This is a genomic window from Rhodospirillales bacterium (assembly GCA_016710335.1).
Classification (GTDB): domain Bacteria; phylum Pseudomonadota; class Alphaproteobacteria; order Rhodospirillales; family Defluviicoccaceae; genus JADJXQ01.
Map to the genome: position 1 here is coordinate 1 of JADJXQ010000001.1, position 20063 is coordinate 20063.

At 66.2% G+C, this 20063-nt stretch carries 18 protein-coding genes, 1 tRNA gene and 5 pseudogenes; 13 read left to right on the forward strand and 11 right to left on the reverse strand.

Features of this window, described 5'->3' with window-relative positions; all coding sequences use genetic code 11:
- Positions 1 to 810: ATP-binding cassette domain-containing protein (locus IPM60_00005; GenBank protein MBK8906337.1), on the forward strand; the 810-nt coding region annotated here is incomplete at its 5' end.
- Positions 811 to 850: 40 nt separating this feature from the next.
- Here the strand turns inward: IPM60_00005 and IPM60_00010 are convergent.
- Together IPM60_00010 and IPM60_00015 are read right to left on the reverse strand one after the other, a co-directional pair.
- Positions 851 to 1096 (reverse strand): hypothetical protein, encoded by a 246-nt coding sequence (locus tag IPM60_00010; GenBank protein ID MBK8906338.1) that lies wholly within the window; start codon positions 1094 to 1096, stop codon positions 851 to 853.
- Positions 1097 to 1435: 339 nt separating this feature from the next.
- Positions 1436 to 2203, reverse strand: coding sequence for a two pore domain potassium channel family protein (locus tag IPM60_00015; GenBank protein MBK8906339.1), 768 nt, complete (start codon positions 2201 to 2203; stop codon positions 1436 to 1438).
- Positions 2204 to 2262: 59 nt separating this feature from the next.
- Between IPM60_00015 and IPM60_00020 the strand changes: the two genes are divergently transcribed.
- The 5 genes and pseudogenes from IPM60_00020 to IPM60_00040 all read left to right on the forward strand — a co-directional run bounded on the left by IPM60_00020 (position 2263) and on the right by IPM60_00040 (position 6815).
- On the forward strand, positions 2263 to 2763 hold the full coding sequence (locus IPM60_00020) for a YbaK/EbsC family protein (GenBank protein ID MBK8906340.1): 501 nt from the start codon (positions 2263 to 2265) through the stop codon (positions 2761 to 2763).
- A gap of 84 nt (positions 2764 to 2847) precedes the next feature.
- Positions 2848 to 2938 (forward strand) — tRNA-Ser (locus tag IPM60_00025).
- 565 nt (positions 2939 to 3503) lie between these two features.
- Entirely contained in the window at positions 3504 to 4193 is a 690-nt protein-coding gene (locus IPM60_00030) for an ABC-F family ATP-binding cassette domain-containing protein (protein ID MBK8906341.1), read from the forward strand.
- A 72-nt stretch (positions 4194 to 4265) separates the two neighbouring features.
- Positions 4266 to 5600, forward strand: a pseudogene (locus tag IPM60_00035) (IS1380 family transposase).
- Between the two features lie 546 nt (positions 5601 to 6146).
- Entirely contained in the window at positions 6147 to 6815 is a 669-nt protein-coding gene (locus tag IPM60_00040; protein MBK8906342.1) for a hypothetical protein, read from the forward strand.
- Positions 6816 to 6821: 6 nt separating this feature from the next.
- Here the strand turns inward: IPM60_00040 and IPM60_00045 are convergent, their stop codons facing one another.
- Positions 6822 to 7319: a PIN domain-containing protein gene (locus IPM60_00045; protein MBK8906343.1), complete on the reverse strand. Its 498-nt coding sequence runs from the start codon at positions 7317 to 7319 to the stop codon at positions 6822 to 6824.
- The gene (locus IPM60_00050; protein ID MBK8906344.1) at positions 7300 to 7560 is read right to left on the reverse strand and encodes a hypothetical protein; all 261 of its coding nucleotides are present in this window, start codon (positions 7558 to 7560) and stop codon (positions 7300 to 7302) included. Before IPM60_00050 ends, IPM60_00045 begins: the two co-directional genes overlap by 20 nt.
- A gap of 237 nt (positions 7561 to 7797) precedes the next feature.
- Here IPM60_00050 and IPM60_00055 point away from each other — a divergent pair, with 237 nt between their 5' ends.
- Both IPM60_00055 and IPM60_00060 read left to right on the forward strand, forming a co-directional pair.
- The gene (locus IPM60_00055) at positions 7798 to 8016 is read left to right on the forward strand and encodes a DUF433 domain-containing protein (GenBank protein ID MBK8906345.1); all 219 of its coding nucleotides are present in this window, start codon (positions 7798 to 7800) and stop codon (positions 8014 to 8016) included.
- Positions 8017 to 8126: 110 nt separating this feature from the next.
- Positions 8127 to 8279: pseudogene (locus IPM60_00060) on the forward strand (DUF5615 family PIN-like protein).
- 98 nt (positions 8280 to 8377) lie between these two features.
- Here the strand turns inward: IPM60_00060 and IPM60_00065 are convergent.
- From IPM60_00065 to IPM60_00075, 3 genes are read right to left on the reverse strand one after another with little or no spacing between them, the layout of a single operon-like run.
- Positions 8378 to 9769 (reverse strand): NAD(P)(+) transhydrogenase (Re/Si-specific) subunit beta, encoded by a 1392-nt coding sequence (locus tag IPM60_00065; GenBank protein ID MBK8906346.1) that lies wholly within the window; start codon positions 9767 to 9769, stop codon positions 8378 to 8380.
- Positions 9770 to 9782: 13 nt separating this feature from the next.
- A complete protein-coding gene (locus IPM60_00070) occupies positions 9783 to 10220 on the reverse strand; it encodes an NAD(P) transhydrogenase subunit alpha (protein ID MBK8906347.1) in 438 nt (145 codons plus the stop codon).
- Positions 10221 to 10222: 2 nt separating this feature from the next.
- Positions 10223 to 11374 carry a Re/Si-specific NAD(P)(+) transhydrogenase subunit alpha gene (locus IPM60_00075; protein MBK8906348.1) on the reverse strand — a complete coding sequence of 384 codons (1152 nt, stop codon included), beginning with the start codon at positions 11372 to 11374 and terminating at the stop codon, positions 10223 to 10225.
- Between the two features lie 184 nt (positions 11375 to 11558).
- On the opposite strand from IPM60_00075, the gene IPM60_00080 reads away from it, so the two are divergent.
- From IPM60_00080 to IPM60_00095, 4 genes are all read left to right on the forward strand, one after another.
- Positions 11559 to 12863: an iron-containing alcohol dehydrogenase gene (locus IPM60_00080; protein MBK8906349.1), complete on the forward strand. Its 1305-nt coding sequence runs from the start codon at positions 11559 to 11561 to the stop codon at positions 12861 to 12863.
- A 17-nt stretch (positions 12864 to 12880) separates the two neighbouring features.
- Complete coding sequence (locus IPM60_00085; GenBank protein MBK8906350.1) at positions 12881 to 13030, forward strand: hypothetical protein; 150 nt, start codon at positions 12881 to 12883, stop codon at positions 13028 to 13030.
- Positions 13031 to 13239: 209 nt separating this feature from the next.
- Positions 13240 to 13518, forward strand: a complete 279-nt coding sequence (locus IPM60_00090) for an AbrB/MazE/SpoVT family DNA-binding domain-containing protein (protein MBK8906351.1) — start codon at positions 13240 to 13242, stop codon at positions 13516 to 13518.
- The gene (locus tag IPM60_00095; protein MBK8906352.1) at positions 13515 to 13670 is read left to right on the forward strand and encodes a PIN domain-containing protein; all 156 of its coding nucleotides are present in this window, start codon (positions 13515 to 13517) and stop codon (positions 13668 to 13670) included. Before IPM60_00090 ends, IPM60_00095 begins: the two co-directional genes overlap by 4 nt.
- Here IPM60_00095 and IPM60_00100 read toward each other — a convergent pair.
- Entirely contained in the window at positions 13656 to 13808 is a 153-nt protein-coding gene (locus IPM60_00100; protein ID MBK8906353.1) for a hypothetical protein, read from the reverse strand. The genes IPM60_00095 and IPM60_00100 overlap by 15 nt on opposite strands.
- Before the next feature lie 408 nt (positions 13809 to 14216).
- Here IPM60_00100 and IPM60_00105 point away from each other — a divergent pair, with 408 nt between their 5' ends.
- Complete coding sequence (locus IPM60_00105) at positions 14217 to 14450, forward strand: hypothetical protein (GenBank protein MBK8906354.1); 234 nt, start codon at positions 14217 to 14219, stop codon at positions 14448 to 14450.
- A 13-nt stretch (positions 14451 to 14463) separates the two neighbouring features.
- On the opposite strand, the pseudogene IPM60_00110 reads toward IPM60_00105, so the two are convergent.
- The 3 pseudogenes from IPM60_00110 to IPM60_00120 form a co-directional block, all read right to left on the reverse strand.
- Positions 14464 to 16968 (reverse strand): annotated as a pseudogene (locus IPM60_00110) (pyruvate, phosphate dikinase).
- 1 nt (position 16969) lies between these two features.
- Positions 16970 to 18994: pseudogene (locus IPM60_00115) on the reverse strand (glycine--tRNA ligase subunit beta).
- Positions 18939 to 19925: pseudogene (locus IPM60_00120) on the reverse strand (glycine--tRNA ligase subunit alpha). Before IPM60_00120 ends, IPM60_00115 begins: the two co-directional pseudogenes overlap by 56 nt.
- Positions 19926 to 20063: the final 138 nt, after the last annotated feature.

Sequence of the window (20063 nt, forward strand, 5' to 3'; positions counted from 1 at the left end):
AAGGCGCGCATCGCCGCCTACGAGACGATGCTGGCCGAAGCCCGCGACAAACCGTTGGGCTCGGCGCAGATCGTCATTCCTCCCGGCCCGCGCCTCGGCAGCCTCGTAATCGAGGCCGATGGTCTGCGCAAGGCCTACGGCAACAACCTGTTGTTCGATGACGTGAGCTTCCGTCTGCCGCCCGGCGGCATCGTTGGCATCATCGGCCCCAACGGCGCCGGCAAGACCACCCTCTTCCGGCTGATCACAGGTCAGGAGAAGCCGGACGGCGGCACGCTGAAGATCGGCGAGACGGCGGTGCTCGGTTACGTCGATCAATCGCGAGACGCGCTGGACCCTGACAGCACGGTCTGGCAGGAGATCGCCGAGGGCCGCGACGAAGTGGAACTCGGCAAGCGCAAGATGCAGAGCCGCGCCTACGTCGCCCAGTTCGCGTTCCGCGGGCCGGACCAGCAGAAGCGGGTCGGCGACCTTTCCGGCGGCGAGCGCAACCGCGTTCATCTGGCCAAGATGCTGAAATCCGGGGCCAACGTACTGTTGCTCGACGAGCCCACCAACGACCTAGACGTGGAAACCCTGCGCGCCCTTGAAGACGCCCTGATCGACTTCGCCGGCTGCGCGGTGGTCATCAGCCACGATCGCTGGTTCCTCGACCGCATCGCCACCCACATCCTCGCCTTTGAGGGCATGAGCCAGACGACATGGTTCGAAGGCAACTACCAGGACTATGAAGTCGACCGAAAACGCCGCCTCGGCGACGAAGCCGACCAGCCCCACCGCATCAAGTACAAACCCCTGATGCGCGCCTGATCAGAGAGCACTCCATCCGGCTCGCCTGCGGACATCCCTCTTACGGCAGGCTGGCGAGGACGTTTTCCAGGCGGCGGGTCTGAACGATCTGCCGGTCCACGGGGTCGGCGACCCGGTAGGCGCCGCGGTCTTTGGTGATCGAGAACAGCACGTCGTCCCGCCGGCCGAGCACGGTGATCGCCGTGTAGCCGTCGTACGACATGTCCAGGTTCCAGCGATCGGCGACGCCGCTCTGGATCATCCTCAGGATGCGCGGCCGCACCGCCTGCACATCGGCGTCCGTCAAGCATTTCGCGTTGAAAGGAACGACTGTCATAGAAGCCCCGTTTCAGCCGTCTTGGCCGGCGCGAATGCCACTAGTAGCACCGGCCGCCGCGGCGTCGTGTGATCCAGATCACCCAGGCGCCAACGCGACGCCATGAGCAACCCGCCCTTCCTACCGCGCGGCGATGAAGGCTTCGTTAAGAGCTTGACGGCGTTCGCAGAGGCCCGCATCCGGAGCCGGCGCCCAATCCAACACGCGGGCCGTCGGAAAGCACCACAAGCGGCTCCCGAGCCCGATGATTTGCGGCGCTGCGGCGCCGCCGTTTTCGTTTCCGCACGTGGCAAGCATAAGCGCCAGCCGTCAGTCGCCCTCGGTTTCGATGTGGAGGGTGCGGCCGCAGTGTTTGCAGTGCACGGCGTCCGAGTCGTGGCGGCTGAGGCCGCAGTCGGGACAGGGATAGCGCACCTTGTTGGGGCGGAAGATGGTCTGTATCAGCCGGAGGAAGAGGCCGACGCCGACGATCATGATCACCACCGCCAGCATCCGCCCGACCGACCCTTCCAGCGTGATGTCGCCGAAGCCGGTGGTGGTGAGCGTGGTTACCGTGAAATAAAGCGCGTCGACGTAAGTGTTGATCTCCGAATTGACGCCGGCCTCCAGCACGTAGACGAACGCGGTCACCATGAAAATGAACACGAAAAGGTTGACCGTCGAGACGATGATCCCTTCGTTGGCTTTGAAGAACGCGAACCGCTCGCGGAGATCGCGGAGCACGTGGTAGGAGCGCAGCAGGCGCAGCGCCCGCAGCACCCTGAGAAACGCCCAATTGTCGATGAACGCCGCCACCAGCAGCGTCGCGATGACGACGATGTCGGCGAGGGTGGTGAGGTCCGTGAAAAACCGGCCCTTGCTGCGGGCGATGGTGAAGCGGGCAGCGAAGTCGAGGATCAGCAACAGCGCGATGACACCGTCGATCGCCCAGATCCACGGCCCCGGGGGGAACATGGACGCCACAATGAAGAACGCGATGATGAACAGGTCGAAGGTGAGAAGCCCGAGGCGGAACCGTCTCGCGTGGCGGCTGCGCCCCTGGTAGAGATCGAACGCTGTCCTGGTCAAGCGGTTCATGGCGAGGCGCATATTCAGGGCGTGAATCGGTGGTGCCGAGTATAACGGGATCCGGAAGCATGGATAGCATCGGTGTTCTCAGCCGCGATTCGGTGCGGCGCGTGCGGGACGCGCTGGCGGCGGCCGGGTCGCCGGCGCACGTCATCGCGCTCGCCGCCACCGCCCGCAGCGCCGAGGACGCCGCCGCCGCCATCCGCTGCGACCTCGGCGCCATCGTCAAGTCGCTGGTGTTCGTGATCGGCGTCCGGCCGGTCATGGCGTTGATTGCTGGCAATCGCCGCTGCGTGGAGCGCGCCCTGCCCGCCGCTCTCGGGATCGACGGCAAAGTCCGGCGGGCCAACGCCGACACCGTGCGCGCAGCAACCGGATTCGCCATCGGCGGCGTCTCCCCGGTCGGTCTCGCGCATCCGCTGCCGACCGCCATCGACGCCAGCCTCGGCCGCTTCGCCACCGTCTACGCCGCTGCCGGCCACCCGCAATGCGTGTTCGCAACCAGCTTGAACGAACTGGCGCGGCTCACCGGCGGCGTCGTCTGCACAGCCATCGCCAAAGACCCTTGATTCCGATGCCGCTTAGGGGTTTTGTAGGGCGCATCGTCCGGCGCTCCCGATCAGCGGACGGGCGCGGGCGGATTTAACGTTTCCGGATGGGTGGCCGAGCGGCTGAAGGCGCTCCCCTGCTAAGGGAGTATGGGTCAAAAGCCCATCGAGGGTTCGAATCCCTCCCCATCCGCCAGTCGCAATGCCCGGAGCTTTTCCTCCATCCCGGCGAGTGCGAGAAAAACGTGCGGTTTAAAAGTGGCTTGCCCTCGCGGGTGAGTACTGCACTGCCGACAGAGGCCCCTCGGCTTTCTCTGTTTGGCTCGTTTCTCCGAAAGCTGGGGTCTACGCCGATTTAGCCCGTCTTATTCATGACGCCGGGCGGGCGATGGGTTTTCGAGCCGAGCGGCTGATGGAACGAGCTTGGGCCTTCAGGCTCTTTCCCGTTGTCGTTCGACTGGATTTGATGTCGGTCTGGCGGTTCCGGGAGGGTCTTTGGCGGGGGGTTGCGGCCCCGATGCTCAGGGTCCGGCGAGCGAGGTAGCGAAGTGTCGGAGCAGCGGCGCCTCGGGACAGGCTGCGGCGCACTCGAACGGAGGGCGCGCGGCGGACCATCGCACACTCCCCGAGCCGATGCCGCGCGATCGGACGCTTGCGTCCGCTCAAGGGAACTAGATGCGCGGGGCAAGGCCCCTCCGCTTCTCCGGCTGAACGACATCCTCGTCACCTTTGGCGGCAAGCCGCTGCTCGACGGAGTCGAGATGTCCGTAGTCAAGGGTGACCGGCTGTGTCTGGTCGGGCGCAACGGCTCGGGCAAGTCCACGCTGCTCAAGGTCAATGCGGGGCTGATCGCGGCCGACCGCGGCGAGCGCTTCGTTCAGCCAGGCGCGACCATACGATACCTGCCGCAGGAACCGAACCTTGCCGGGCACGAGACGACCCTCGCCTATGTGGAAGCCGGTCTCGCGCCCGGCGACGATCCGCACCGCGCCCGCCATCTGCTCGAACAACCCGGCCTTGAAGGCAACGAGGATCCGGCCACGCTCTCGGGCGGCGAGGCGAGGCGCGCCGCCCTCGCACGCGACCTCGCCCCCGAGCACGACATCCTGCTGCTCGACGAGCCGACCAACCATCTCGATCTCGCTGCGATCGAGTGGCTGGAGATGACGGCGGCGGGCGGCCGCTCGGCCCTGGTTACCATCAGCCACGACCGGCGGTTTCTGGAAGACCTGGCGCGCGCGACGCTGTGGATCAGCCGCGGCGTCGTCCGAAGTCTCGACCGCAACTTCCGCGAGTTCGAGGACTGGCGCGACGATCTCCTTGAGATTACTTTGCGGAACGCTTATCTGAAACCCGGGTGTCTTCCGTTCCCCTGCTCGAGCCATATATCTGACCACCTAACCCGTCTTATTCATGACGCCCCTTTTCAGGGGCTGGCGGATGTAGCGTAAGCGGTTGATGTGGCGTAGGATTTGGTTGCTGACACCAGTCCTTCGACGACATTTGGGCCGGCCACATCCGCCATGACCGACGATACGACCCTGCCGTTCGCGTTTCCAGCCGCCCAGAGCAAGAAAGTCATCGCCGCGTTCGACGGCGGGCGGATCACGTCTGACGGCGGGTGATGCTGCTGGCCGAAGCCGAGCGACGGCTTGGCATTGCCGCGAAGCTCGCCGCCGCGATCCCGGACGGCCGCGACGCCAGCCGGGTCATTCATCCGCTCGCCGACATCCTGCGGGCGCGCATCTTCGCCATCGCCTGCGGCTACGAGGACGCCGACGACCTGGACAGCCTGCGCTCCGATCCGGCATTCAAGCTCGCCTGCGGCCGGCTGCCGGACAGCGGCCGGGACCTGTGCTCGCAGCCGACGATGTCCCGCTGGGAGAACGCGCCCGACCTGCGCAGCGTCATCCGGCTCGGTCGGGTCTTGCTCGATCTGTGGCTCGCCAGCTACCCGGCGCCGCCCGCCGCGGTGACGCTCGACATCGACGACACCTGCGACGTCGTCCACGGCCATCAGCAGCTGTCGCTGTTCAACGCCCACTACGACGAGCGCTGCTTTCTGCCGATCCACGTTTACGATACGGCGACCGGCCGTCCGGTGGCGATGATCCTCCGCCCCGGCAGGACGCCATCCGGCAAGGAGATCCGCGGCCATCTGCGCCGGCTCGTCCGCCACATCCGCCGCCGCTGGCCCATCACCCGCATCACCATCCGCGGCGACAGCCACTATGGCCGGTCCGAGGTGATGGACTGGTGCGAGGCGAACGGTGTCGACTACCTCTTCGGCCTGCCGGGCAACAGGGTGCTCGACCGTCTTGTCGACGAAGCCGCCGACGACATCCGCACCCGACGCGCTGGAGAACAACCCTGTCTGCGCGGCTTCGCCGAAACCCGTTACCGGGCCAGGTCGTGGAAACGCGAACGCCGGGCCTGCGCCCGCATCGAAGCCACCAAGCTCGGCCTCGATGTCCGCTTCGTCGTCACCAGCCTCGCCGCAGGCACGGCCGAGCACGTCTACGAGGTCCTCTACTGCGCCCGCGGCCAAGCCGAAAACCTGATCAAGCTGCACAAGACCCAACTCGCGTCCGATCGTACCAGCTGCCGCGCGCCGCTGGCCAACCAGGTCCGCCTCGTTCTCCATACCGCCGCCTACTGGCTGATGCTCAGGCTGCGCGACGCCATCCCGAAGGCGCATGCGCTGGCCGTCGCCGAGTTCGCCACCCCTGCGCCTGAAGCTCCTCAAAACCGGCGCCCGCGTCATCGAGACCACGTCGCGCGTCCGCCTCGCCTTCGCCGCAGCCTGTCCCGAGGCGCCGCTGTTCCGACACCTCGCTACCTCGCTCGCCGGACCCTGAGCATCGGGGCCGCAACCGCCCCGCCAAAACCCCTCCCGGAAACCGCCAGACCAACATCAAATCCAGTCGAACGACAACGGGAAAAAAACCCGAAGGCCCAAGCTCGTTCCATCAGCCAACTCGGCTCAAAAACCCCGCGCCCGGCCGGCGTCATGAATAAGACGGGCTAGCTATGCGCTGATCCATAGATTTCTCCTCGTTACCAAGCGTCACTGTTGGAACGCAATGCCCGGCCTGCATGAGGCCTATCTTCATTCACTGGTGGCGCGAACTTGAAACTGAGATCGCTGCATCTTAAAGATGAGGCTATCGCGCGATCTTAGACCTCATGAGATGGCCGAAGCGTATTTTAGTGATCGTGAAAATGGGCCGCGTCCTTGCCCGAGCGAGGTTATCTGCGCGCGTCTGTGGGGCGCGCTGCGCGAACAGATCAACATAGAGATCATACGTGGTTCGTTCGGCGAGCGGTTTCCCGAGCATTGCCCCGACGGGCACATTCCGTGCGGTACCAACAGGAGCGCTTTCTGGAGTGTCGCGAGGGGTGAAATCAAAGAGCTTCCTGACGACCTTCGCTCGGTTGATTTGCTTGATACGCCTGTCATCCTTGACTTTCTGGAATTCTGTGCGCAGGCCGTCGTTCGGCCCATCAAGAGAGACTTTCATCAGTTTTTTGGGCACCACCATCTGAGCTTCGACCGCACTGCGGGGTTGGCCGACTTCATCGCCGAGGTGAACCGGCTGTTTGAGCGAAACGGCATCGGTTTCGAGCTGACCGATGAGGGCTATGCGCGGAGGCTAGCTTCGCCCGGCTTGAGGGAGGAGTTGCGCCAGGCCGTTTTTCATACGGGCGATGATGAGACGGACCGGCTTCTCGAAGCTGCGAGGCACGACATTCTCTCGCCGCGCGATGCAGACCGCCGTGACGCCCTGGAGAAGCTCTGGGACGCCTTCGAGCGGATCAAGACGCTGGAAACTGGTACGAACAAAAAAGAACAGGCCGATCGTGTTCTCGACGCCGCGGCACAGGCTCGAAAGTTTCGCACGTTTCTCGGAGAAGAAGCCAAAGCGCTGACGAATATTGGCAACAGCTTGCGCATCCGCCATTCTGAGACATCTCAGGAACCAATCGAGACTCTGGAACAGGTGGAGCACCTGTTTCACCGGATGTTCGGCTTCCTGCGCCTTGTTCTGCGCGCTACAGGTCGTGGCGGTTAGTTACAATTAGTTCGTCGTAGTGGTGCGGTGTCGGTTTTCGGCGCTGCTTCGACTCCCCCGTTTAGGAGTCCGATCCAGCTGCGACGCTAGGAAGCCGCCAGGTGAATCAGCGCCAACGGCTCGCTGGTGTGCTTTCGGTAGATCGTGAAGTCGAAATCGAGCGTGAAGATGCGGTGACGCGCGTTGAGCTCGGCCATGCGCACGATACAGCGTCGGCGAGCGACATGGGTCGATCGCGGTATTTGCTGTGCATGGCGTGAAGATCAGCGGCGTGTTCCGCGATCCGGAAGGCGATCTGCAGAGCGCCGTTCCGAGTAGGGCGAATACTGCGTCCTGAGCTTTCGACAGGCTTGCCAGCAAGTACATGGTTTCCGCCAGAACCGGTTCGCACACAAGCAGCAGCGCCTCGATCTCGGCGATCCGCTCGACGACCCACCGGTGATGTTGCTCACGCCGGTCGAGGAAGGCGACGAGCGGCCCGGTGTCAACGATTGCCGCGACCATCACGTCCGAACCCTGCAAGATGGTCCGGGTCCGAGCCGAGGTCCGGAATGCCGGAGTCGACGATCCCGCAGGCCTTTCGCATCAGGCTGTCGAGCCGCGGCGGGAGGGCTCCGCCCTCAGGCGCTTCCAAGGCGCGGCGCAGGCTCTCCTCGACCAGCTCCCTGAACTCTTGTCCGCGTAGCACCGCTGCAGCTTTGGCGCGGCGATAAAGATCATCCGGCAGCTCAACCGTCGTTTTCACGACACACCCTCCACAACGAACCACGAACATGGTTCTATGTTTTCCAGTCGCCACGGTCAATGCAGGAATACAGAGCGATCCGCGGGGACTCACGGAATGAGCCGGCGGCCGATCCGATGGTGTACTTGAAGTCGTCGCGCCCATTGCAGACGCCAATGCCTACTCGGCGAACATAAACTGGCACGCGGATTCGCACGCGGGTATCATGGTGTCTGCAAGGCCTGCGAGGCGACGGACATGCACAAGCGCATCGACATCGATCCCAACATCATACAGGGCAAGCCCGTTATTCGCGGCACCCGCATTCCGGTAGAGCTTGTCCTGCGTAAGCTCGGCACCGGGATGACGCCGGAGGAGATCATTGCGGATCACCCTCGCTGGTCGGCGGATGACGTTCGTGCCGCTCAGACCTTCGCCGCCGATTACCTCGCCGATGAGGAGGTTGTCTCCGGCTGAGGCGGCGCGGCGTGCGTCTTCTCCTGGACGAATGCGTAGAAGCCGGGCTGGCTGAGTTCCTCCGTGCGGCAGGCCACGACGTTGCCCTCGTGCAGGACATCGTTTAGACCGCTGACGACGCCCGAGTACTTAAACTTGCAGCGTCTCAAAATCGGCTGCTTGTGATGGTGGACAAGGACTTTGGCGACCTTGTTCTGCGTCAACGGCGCTCGGTCGTGCGGCCGGCGAGGCTCCGCATCCGCCCTCTACGGCAAGCGCCTTGACGCGATGTGCAAACCAGCGGGGTGTGAGACAAGACGGCGCTGCGACGGGAGCCGTTACCCCCCCGCCGCTTGGCCGCACGTTTCCGGGAGCGGTATCGTCAGCCGAGGGCCTGGACGATCTCCTCGGTCATCTTCTTGGCGTCGCCGAGCAGCATCATGGTCTTGTCGGCGAAGAAGAGCGGATTGTCGACGCCGGCGTAGCCGGACGCCAGCGAGCGCTTGATGAACAGCGTGGAGCCCGCCTTGTCGCAGTCGAAGATCGGCATGCCGTAGATATCGCAGGAGGGATCGGTGCGCGCCAGCGGGTTGGTGACGTCGTTGGCGCCGATCACGAACGCCACGTCGGCGGTGGCAAACTCGTGGTTGATCTCCTCCAGTTCGAACACCTCGTCGTACGGCACGTTGGCCTCGGCGAGCAGCACGTTCATGTGGCCCGGCATGCGGCCCGCCACCGGATGGATGGCGTACTTGACTTCGACGCCTTCCTCCTTCAGCAAGTCTCCCATCTCGCGGAGCGCGTGCTGGGCCTGGGCGACGGCCATCCCGTAGCCGGGGATGATGATCACCTTGGATGCGTTCTTCATGATGAAGGCGGCGTCTTCGGCGCTGCCGGCCTTGACCGAGCGTTCGCCGGTGGCGCCGGCCACCGAAGCGACTCCCTCGCCGCCGAAGCCGCCGAGCAGCACGTTGAAGATCGAGCGGTTCATGCCCTTGCACATGATGTAGCTGAGGATGGCGCCGGACGAGCCGACCAGCGCCCCGGTGATCACCAGCGCCGGGTTCTGCAGCGTAAATCCGATGCCGGCCGCCGCCCAGCCCGAGTACGAGTTCAGCATCGAGACAACCACCGGCATGTCGGCGCCGCCGATCGGTATGATCAAGAGGAACCCGATGGCGAACGCCAGCAACACGATGAGCCAGTAGGCGCCGGCCGATTCGGTGAAGCAGAACCAGATGACGCAGAGGACGATCACCGCCCCCACCACCGCGTTCAGCGGGTGCTGCATCGGAAAGACGATCGGGTTGCCGCTCATCAGCCCCTGCAGCTTCAGGAACGCGATCACCGAGCCGGAAAATGTGATGGCGCCGATGGCGGTGCCCAACGACATCTCGAGGAGGCTGCCGCCGGGAAGGTTGCCGGCGATGCCGATGCCGTAAGCACCGGGGTTATAAAAGGCGGCCGTCGCCACCATCACCGCCGCCAAGCCGACCAGGCTGTGGAACGCCGCGACCAACTGCGGCAACGCCGTCATCTGGATGCGTCTCGCTATCACCGTGCCGGCGGCGCCGCCGATGAGGATGGCTGGAACGAGCAGCCAGTAGTTGACGACCTCCGGCGACAGCAACGTCGTGACCACGGCAATCGTCATGCCGGCGATGCCGTAGATGTTGCCCATACGGGCCGACTCCGGCGAACTCAGGCCGCGCAGCGCCATGATGAACAGCACCGCAGCAACCAGGTAGGCGAAGCCGGTTATTGTTTCGGCCATAGATCCGCGCTCCCTACTTCTTCACTTTTTTCTTGAACATGCCGAGCATGCGCTGGGTGACGATGAATCCGCCGAAGATGTTGACGGACGCCAGCAACACCGCGAAGAAGCCCATGATGCTCGAGAAGTCCACGTGCGCAGGTCCGGCTGCGAGCAGGCCGCCGACGATGATCACCGACGAGATGGCGTTGGTCACCGCCATCAGCGGCGAATGCAGTGCCGGCGTGACGCTCCACACAACGTAAAAGCCGACGAAGATCGCCAGCACGAACACCGTGAACAGCGCGAGAAAATCACCGCTGCCGTGCGCCTCCATCGGCCCACCCACGAGAGCCGCCTGGGTCGCTTGATGGGCCAACACGGCCGCCCGGTCGGCGAGCACCGCGGCTTCGATGGCGATCTGTCTCGCCGTCTGTTCCAAGCCCGTCTGGGCGAGAACGGTCGGATCCATGGTCAGGAGCCCTCCCCTGTCAGCATCGGGTTGACCACCTTGCCGTCGCGGGTCAGCAGTGTCCCCTTGATGGTCTCGTCCTCCCAGTCGAACTTGAACGCCTTGTTGTCCTTGTCGACGTGAGGAGTGAGGAAATTCAAGATGTTGCGGGCGTAAAGCGCGCTTGCGTCGCTGGCGAGGCGGCCCGGAACGTTGATATGGCCGACCAGCTTGACGCCGTGCTTGACGACGACCTCGCCAAGCTCGGACAGGGGGCAGTTGCCCCCCGCCTCGACTGCCAGATCGACGATGATCGAGCCGGGCTTCATGGTCCGGACCATGTCCTCGGTCACCAGCACCGGCGCCGGCTTGCCCGGAATAAGCGCCGTGGTGATGACGATGTCCTGCTTCTTGATGTGCTCCGCCACCACCTTTTTCTGCTTCTCGTAATACTCCGGCGGCATCTCCTTGGCATAGCCGCCCTTGGTCTCGGCGTTCTTCTCCATTTCCGCATCCACTTCCAGGAACTTGCCGCCGAGGCTGGCGACCTGCTCCTTCGTGGCCGGGCGCACGTCCGTCGCCGTGACAACGGCGCCCATGCGCTTGGCAGTCGCGATGGCCTGCAGCCCGGCGACGCCGACGCCCATGATGAACACCTTGGCCGGCGGCACCGTCCCGGCGGCTGTCATCATCATCGGCATGGCCTTGCCGAACTCGTAAGCCCCGTCGATGACGGCGCGATAGCCGGCGAGGTTGCTCTGGCTCGACAAGATGTCCATGGACTGGGCGCGGGAGATGCGCGGCATCAGTTCCAGGGCGAAGGCGGTGATGCCGGCTTTGGCGTAAGCGTCCACGTCTTCGCGGTGGGTGAGCGCCTGCAGGTGCCCGACCAACACGGCGCCCTGCTTCATCATGGCGAGTTCGTTGCCGTCGCCGGAGATGGTCGGGCGCTGCACCTTGAACACCACGTCGGCGTCCTGAAGCGCCGATGCCTCGTCGGCGGCAATGGTGGCGCCCGCCGCCTCGTACTCGGCGTTAGGCATGGCCGCCGCGTCGCCGGCGCCTGTTTCGACGACCACGTCGAAACCGAAGCCGACGAATTTCTTCACCATGTCGGGCGAAGCGGCGACCCGGGATTCGCCCGGCGCGCACTCCTTGGGTATGGCGATTTTCATGCTGGGAAGTCCCCCAAGCGCTCGTTGGAATTGGCTTGGCTGGGGTTTTTGCACACTCGTGCAGCCTTCACAAGGCCTTCAGGAAAAAAACCGGCCGCCATGTTAGGCTTTGACGTGCCAGCCCGGTTGCCGCGACTATGGAGCGGGTAACGATCAGACATATGAAATCGGGAGGACGAACCGCATGGGCCCGATCTACTACGAGCACCGGCCGGAGGGCGAATTCGCGTTCACGGTCAACCCCCAAGCGATCAAGTTCGGCGCCGGCGCCTTGGCGGAACTGGGCGCCGACGCCCGCGCCCACGGCATCCGCCGCGCCGCGCTGTTCATCGATGCGGTGGTGGCGGAGACGGAGCCGGCGGCGGTGGCGCTGCAGTCGCTGAAAGTGGCCGGCATCGACGTCGCCTGCTTCGACGGGGTGCGCATCGAACCGACGGACCGCTCGTTCCTCGACGCTACCGCCTTCGCCCGGGAGTCCGGTGCGGACGGTTTCATCTCCCTCGGCGGCGGCTCGGTGATCGATACCGCCAAGGCGGCGAATCTGCTGAGCACGTACCCCGACGAGCTTCTGGCGTACGTCAACGCGCCGCTCGGCCGCGCCACGCCCATCCCCGGACCGCTCAAGCCGCACATCGCCTGCCCGACCACGTCCGGCACCGGCAGCGAGACGACCGGCGTCGCGGTGTTCGACATGGTCGAGCTGCATGTGAAGACCGGCATTTCGTCGAAGCTGCTGAAGCCGACGATGGCGGTGGTCGACCCCACGACGACCCATAGCCTGCCGGCCGGGGTGGTCGCGGCGACCGGCTTCGACGTGTTCACCCACGCCATCGAATCCTACACCGCCCGCCCCTACACCAGCCGCGACCGACCGCCGGCGCCGGAGGCCCGGCCGCCCTATCAGGGCGCCAACCCCTTCAGCGACATCGGCAGCATGGAGGCGATCCGCCTCGGCGGCCGCTATCTGGTACGAGCCGTCAGCGACGCCAGCGACCGCGAGGCCCGGCACGCGATGATGTTCGCCTCCACCCTGGCCGGCCTCGCGTTCGGGAACGCCGGCGTGCACATCCCGCATGCGATGTCGTACGCCGTCGCCGGGCTCAAGCACGCCTACACCGCCAGCGGCTACGAGCACGCCGCGCCGATGGTGCCGCATGGCATCTCGGTGGTCATCAACGCCCCGGCGGCCTTCCGCTTCATTGCAGACGCCTGTCCCGAACGCATCCTGGCGGCGGCGGCGGCGCTCGGGGCCGACGCGAACGACTGCGGCCCGCAGGCGGCCGGGCCGCTGCTCGCGCAGTGCCTGGTGGCGATGATGCGGGACACCGGCCTCCCTAGCGGCATCGCGGCCCTCGGCTACGACGACGGCGACATCCCGGCGCTGGTCAAGGGCACCATGGCGCAGCAGCGCCTCCTGGTCATGGCTCCCCGCCCGGTCGACGCCGACGACGTGGCCGCCCTGTTCCGCGCCGCAATGCGGTACTGGTGATAAAGGACGACGCAGCGATGGACGACGACGCCAAGGACGCCAGAATCAGAGCCCTGGAAGCCAAGGTCGAAGACCTGCAGGCCCGGCTGCGCGCCCTGGAGGAACACTTCCATCTGCAATACATCGGCCCGCCCCGCGGCTACTTCAAAGACCACCGCGGGCAATGAGCAAAGGCCGGCGTGTCCGCGGCGGCGGTGTCGCAATCTACACAGACTGTTCGTACTGGCTCTGCTCGCCTCGCATGCTCTGGCCGAGGTCGCGTTGGAACAACTGGCGCTGGCGGTGGCGGGAGGGGACTGCGGGCGCGCGGCGAGTTGAGATCGGTACCGATCACTGCTGGGGTGTTGTCTTACGGGTTCTTACCGGAGGCTACGTGATGCGGTTGGTGAAGTTTTCAAGCAGGGGGCAGTTCGTGATCCCCGGCTCGATCCGCGCCGCCCACGGCTGGAAGGGCGGGACGGAATTCACAGTGGAGGATCGGCCGGAAGGCCTCTTGCTGAAGCCGAGATGCCCCTTCCCGCCTGCGGCGGCAAACGAGGTGTTCGGCTGCCTCCGCTACGGCGGTCCGGCGAAGACCGTGGAAGAGATGGACGAGGATGTCGCACGTTCTGTTGCGAACGAGTGGCGTCTGCCCGATGACGGAAGTGGCGCTTGATCGCCGTGGACACCAACATCCTCGTGCGCTTTCTCGTCAATGACGATGAGGCGCAGGCTCGGGATGCCCAGCACCTGCTCACCGATGCCGACTGCGTCTATGTCGCCAAGACGGTTGTGCTAGAGCTGATGTGGGTGTTACAGGCCTCGTAAGGCTTCGACAGGCGCGCCATCGTTGAGGCAATTCGCAAGCTCGGCGGCATTGCCCATCTGCATTTCGAAGGGTCGCAGCAGGTTGCCGTCGCGCTCAGCCTCATCGACAGCGGCTTTGACGCCGCCGATGCGCTGCATCTCGCCTCGTCGCTCGCCACCGACGCGGTCTTCACCTTCGACCGTCGGCTGATCAAGACCTTTAACCGACGGGTGATCGGCGGCGGTCGCGCACCCTTCCCGGAGGAACTTCTGAGCCGCACGCTTCGTGTTGAGCTCCCAACGCCGCCGGTGTCGGCTGTGAACCAGAATGATCGGAGTCCGCGCTAGCGGGAGGACGGATGTGCCGGCCTTTCCGGGCCACCCTCGGGACGCGGCACTGATCCGCGGTCTCCGCTTCCACGTAAAGCGAATGACTTGCCGTTCTGGAGAAGTCGAAGGTCCGGTGAAAAAGATGCGACGCAGGAACCCTGCCGGCTGCGAGTAACCGATCGGAAGCTGATCGCGTGGATCGCGAATTCGCTCCCGACTGACAAGGAGAAAACGGAGATGATCGCAAGTTATTGGGATGCGGTGATGAACCCCGAGAAGAACCCTCTCTCTGGTTTACCGAAGACCTATCGCTTCCAGGTGATGACCGTGCTGGCGCTGATGTGGACGACAGTCTTCTGCGCCAGCGCCGGCCTGTTCATGTGGTTTCCGGAGTTCGTTGCCGCCCACTTCGTCCTGCTGCTCATGGGTATCTTCGGAACCAGCTACATCTTCCGCCTGCATCGGGACTAGGCCAGGCAGAGATCTACCCGCCCCGGCTGTCCGCCCGTGCCGGAAAGAAACAAGGGGGCCCGTCGCCGACGCCTTCCCGGTCGATGGAGACGAACGGGTCCGACGGCAGCACGCCGAGTTCCTGATATTGCATCAGGAAGCCGCCGGCGTCGTCGCGGGACAGGCCGAAGGTGGTCTGGGTCAGGTCGTTGGTGCCGAAGCTGAAGAACTCGGCGTGCTCGGCGATCTTGTCGGCGACCAGCGCCGCCCGCGGCAGCTCGATCATGGTGCCGACCATGTATTCGAGCTTGACGCCCGCTTCGCCATCACCTCCTGGCGACCCGGTCGACGACCGCCTTCTGGGTCGAGCTCCTCTGGTGGCGATCAGCGGCAGCATCACCTCCGGGTAGATGGTCTCCCCGGCGGCGGTCACCTCGGCGGCCGCCTCGAAGATCGCCCGCGCCTGCATCTCGTAGATCTCCGGGTAGGTGATCCCAAGGCGGCAGCCGCGGTGGCCGAGCATCGGGTTGGACTCGTGAAGCTGCGCCGCCCGCGCCTTGACCGTGGCGAGATCGGTGCCGGCCGCCTTGGCCACCTCGGCGATCTCGTTGTCGCTGTGCGGCAGGAACTCGTGCAGCGGCGGATCGAGCAGGCGGATCGTGACCGGCAGGCCCTTCATGATCTCGAACAGCTCGGCGAAGTCGGCGCGCTGCATCGGCAGCAGCTTGGCGAGCGCGGCTTTGCGGCCTTCCACGTCGCTCGCCATGATCATCTCCCGCATGGCGACGATGCGCTCCTCGTCGAAGAACATGTGCTCGGTGCGGCACAGGCCGATGCCCTCCGCGCCGAAGGAGCGGGCGGTGCGGGCATCCGCCGGCGTCTCGGCGTTGGCGCGCACCTTCATGCGCCTGATCTCGTCGGCCCAGACCATCAGCGTGCCGAAGTCGCCGGAGAGCTCGGGCTGGACCGTCGGCACGGCGCCCAGCATCACCTCGCCGGTGGCGCCGTCGATGGTGATCCACTCGCCTTCGTTGACGACGGTGTTGCCGGCGGTGAGCGTCTTGGCGCTGTAATCGACGCGAAGCTCGCCGGCGCCGGCGACGCAGGGGGTGCCCATGCCGCGGGCGACCACCGCCGCGTGGCTGGTCATGCCGCCGCGCGTCGTGAGAATGCCCTCGGCCGCATGCATGCCGTGGATGTCCTCCGGGCTGGTCTCGATGCGCACCAGGATCACCTGCCTCGCCCTGCCGGCCAGGCCTCGGCCTCGTCGGCGGTGAACACCACCTGCCCCAGGCCGCGCCCGGCGAGGCCGGCAGGCCCCTGCCCAGCACCTGCCTCGGCGCCTGGGGTCGATCGTCGGATGCAGCAGCTGGTCGAGCGGGCCGGGGTCGACGCGGCACCGCCTCTCCCTGGTCGATCAGGCCCTCGCCCGCCATGTCGACCGCGATCTTGAGCGCCGCCTGGGCGGTGCGCTTGCCGGTGCGGGTCTGGAGCATCCAGAGTTTGTTCTGCTGGATGGTGAACTCCATGTCCTGCATGTCGGTGTAGTGCTTCTCGAGCTTGTCGCGAACGGCAACCAACTCCGTGTACAGGTTCGGAAGAAGCTCCTCCATGGCGGGCAGGTCGGACTCCATGGTGTTCTTCTCGGCGAGGCTCATGGGCTGCGGCGTGCGGATGCCGGCGACCACGTCCTCGCCCTGGGCGTTGACCAGGTACTCGCCGTAGAAGATCGTTCTCGCCGGTCGACGGGTTGCGGGTGAAGGCGACGCCGGTGGCGCAGTCGTCGCCCATGTTGCCGAACACCATCGCCTGGACGTTGACCGCGGTGCCCCAGTCCTCGGGGGATGTCGTGCAGGCGGCGATAGGTGATGGCGCGCTGGTTCATCCAGCTGCCGAACACCGCGCCGATGGCGCCCCAGAGCTGTTCCTCGGGGTCCTGCGGGAACGGCCTGCCCAGGTCCTGCGACCTCCGCCTTGTAGTCCGCGACCAGCGCCTTCCAGTCGTCGGCGGTCATGTCGGTGTCGAGGTTGCGGCCGTGCTCTTCCTTGTGCTTTTCGAGCAGCGCCTCGAAGTGCTCGGTGTCGACGCCCAGCACCACGTTCGAAAACATCTGGATGAAGCGCCGGTAGCTGTCGTAGGCGAAGCGCGCGTCGCCGCTCAACTTGGCCAGGTTCTCGACGGTCTTGTCGTTGAGGCCGAGATTGAGCACCGTGTCCATCATTCCCGGCATCGAGGCGCGGGCGCCGGACCGCACCGAGACAAGCAGCAGCGGCCCCTCGGCGGCGCCGAACTTGCCGCCCAGCCTGCCTCGACCTCGGGCAGCGGCTTCGCGACCTGCTCCGTCAGGTCCGCCGGGTAGGGCTGGCCGTTGGCGTAGTAGTAGGTGCAGGCCTCGGTGGTGATGGTGAAGCCGGGCGGCACCGGCAGGCCGAGGCTCGCCATCTCGGCGAGGTTGGCGCCCTTGCCGCCGAGCAGGTTCTTCATCTCGGCCTTGCCCTCGGCCTTGCCGTCGCCGAACGTATAGACCCATTTCGTCATCCTAGTTCTCCTGTCCCTCGATCTCTGAGAAATCGGCGACCTCGGTCGAGCGCGGCGGATTTGCGACAGCAGCCGCAGTCGCGCAGATCCGGGTCCTCGCAGTTCACGGTCACCCTGTCGAAGAAGCGTCGACCGGCGGCCGCAGCCGGCGAGCACGCTCATCGCGCCGCGAACGCTCGCCGGCCAGACTGGCGCGATCCGTTCTGCGCCGCGCCCGAGCGCATGCGCAGGCCTTTTTCCTCCGCTTGCGAAACTCGGACCTCCGGCTCACCGTCGTAACGGCCCGGTCCTTCTTCTCTTCGATGCGAACGATGTTGGATGCACGCTTGAATGCGGTCAGCAAGTTAGCACCGTCGTCCGAATTGAGAAAGTCTCTTAACGCGTCGACCCGCGCCAGCAGCCTGACCAGGTCGTCCTCGCCGCCGCGGGCGAACACCGCGGAGATCAGGTCATGGCGAACGCCGCGATCGCGCAAGTGCTGTTTCAGCCGCTCCGCAAAGAAGTCGAGCAGGTCCAAGCGGTGGCGACCAGCCGGGCGGGCCTGCGAGCCGGAGGCGATCCCGGCGCCCTGCGCGGCGGGCCGCCTCGCCGCCGCTCGAACACGGTCAGAACGGGCACCTGAGCCCGTTCTCGACGATCAGCCGGATCACGCCCAGCGCGGCGCGGCGCAGCGCAAACGGGATCCCCGGAGCCGGTCGGCTTTTCGTTGATGCCGAAGAAGCCCACGAGGGTATCGATCTTGTCGGCCAAAGCCACGGCGACGCCGACCGGCGCGGTCGGGCAGCGGTCGCTCGGTCCCTGGGGGGCATAGTGCGCGCCGATGGCGTCCGCCACCTCCGGCGCCTCGCCGTCGTGAAGCGCGTAGTAGCGGCCCATGATCCCTTGCAGTTCGGGGAACTCGCCGACCATGCCGGTCGTCAGGTCGGCCTTGCAGAGCCGCCCCGCCCGCTCCGCCAGGTCCGGTCGGCGCCGGGGATCGCGCGGCGGTCGCGGCGAGACGCGCGAGCCGGCCGCCGCGGCCAGTCGGTGCCCAGCCTGGCATGGAAGATGCGTTGCCGAGCGCCGGCGACCCGGCTCTCCAGCGGCTGCTTGCGGTCCTGGTCCCAGAAGAACTCGGCATCCGACAGCCGCGCGCGCAGCACGCGCTCGTTGCCGGCGACGATCGCGGCCCCGCCATCGGGCGCCTCGATGTTGGCGACCACGACGAAGCGCGGCGCCAGCCGGCCGTCTGCGGTCTTCGAGCGCAAAGTACTTCTGGTGCGCGCGCATCGAGGTCACGAGCACCTCCGGCGGCAGCGTCCATGAAGGCCGCGTCGATCCGTCCCATCAGCACCACCGGCCACTCGACGAGCCCCGCGACTTCTTCCAGCAGTCCCGGATCGTCGCGGAGCGTCAGGCCTTCGGCAACGGCGAGCGTCCGGGCGCGCTTCAAGATCACTTCCTTCCGCTCCTCGCGGTCGAGGATCACGAAGGCCGCAGCTTGTCGCGGTAGTCGGCGAAGCCGGTGACGGCGAAGGGCTCGGGCGCCAGGAAGCGATGCCCGCGGGTGGTGCCGGCCGTCGGAATCCGGCGACGACGTCAGGGCACCAGGGCGCCGTCGAACAGGCACAGGATCGCCCTGCAGCGGCCGCACCCAGCGCGAGCCAGCGCCCCAACGCCCCAGCGCATGGACTTGGGCCGTCGAGCGCGGCCAGGATGCCAGCGACGGGCGCACGCCTCGGCGGCCGCCGCCCCTGGTGCGTGACCGTGGCGAACCAGGAGCCCTTGCCCGTCTCCGCGCTCTCGCCCGGCGTCGCGGCCGACGCCGGCGGCGCTCAGGAAGCCCGCAATCGCCTTGTCCGGTGCGTCGGCCCGTGGCCCGCGCCGCTCCTCAGTCGCGTTCGGTTGCGCTGAAGGCAGCCCTCCGACCACCAGCGCGAGCCGCCGCGGCGTGACGCAACGCCCAGGCCGCCGTGAAAGTCAGGCTGGCGTCATCGAGGCCCTCGCACACCAGGCGCTCGAGATCCTCGGCCGCCCGCGCCTGCATGCGCGCCGGGATCTCTCCGGAGAGCAGCTCGAGCCAGCAGCTCAGCCATCGCGCCGGCTGGCCCTTCGCCAGGCGCGGCCTCGCCGAGCCACGCCTCCGCGCACCCGGGGCCAGCGCGCGCACGCGGGCGATATAGGCCTGCCGCTCGGCCACGCTGATCACGCCGCGCGCGTCGAGCAGGTTGAACAGGTGGCTCGCCTTGATGCACTGGTCGTAGGCCGGCAGCGCCAGCCCCGGCGTCGAGGCAGTTGCGGCATTCCCTTTCGGCGTCGGCGAAGTGGCGGAACAGCGCCTCGGTGTCGGCGACCTCGAAGTTGTAGGCCGAGCCTTCCCTTTCGGCCTGCAGGAACACGTCGCCGTAGCGGGTGCCGCGGCCGTCCCAGTCCAGGTCGTAGACGTTCTCGACGCCCTGGATGTACATGGCGAGGCGCTCAAGCCCGTAGGTCAGCTCCACCGACACCGGATCGCACTCGATGCCGCCGACCTGCTGGAAATAGGTGAACTGGGTGACCTCCATGCCGTCGCACCACACCTCCCAGCCCAGACCCCAGGCGCCCAGCGTCGGGCTCTCCCAGTCGTCCTCCACGAAGCGGAGGTCGTGCAAGGCGGGGTCGATGCCGAGGTGGTAGAGGCTCTCCAGGTAGAAGTCCTGGGAGTCCGGCGGCGACGGCTTCAGCAGCACCTGGAACTGGTAATAGTGCTGCAGCCGGTTCGGGTTCTCGCCGTAGCGCCCGTCCTTGGGCCGCCGCGACGGCTGCACATAGGCCGCGTTCCAGGGCTCCGGCCCGAGCGCGCGCAGCGTGGTCGCCGGATGGAAGGTGCCGGCGCCCACCCCCCACGTCGGAGGGCCCAGGATCGCGCCCCCCCCGGCCCCCCCGAACGTCTGCAGCGACAGGATCAGGGATTGGAAGGGAGGACCGGCAGACGCCATGGAACCGTTGCAAGGCTGAAGACCGGTTGCGCCTATCCTGCGCCGCCGGTCGGACGCGCGGACCATACGTCCGTCGGCTTCGCGCGGTCAAGGCGATGGAGACATGCGCAGCACGCGCATCTCACGGCGCATCGGGTG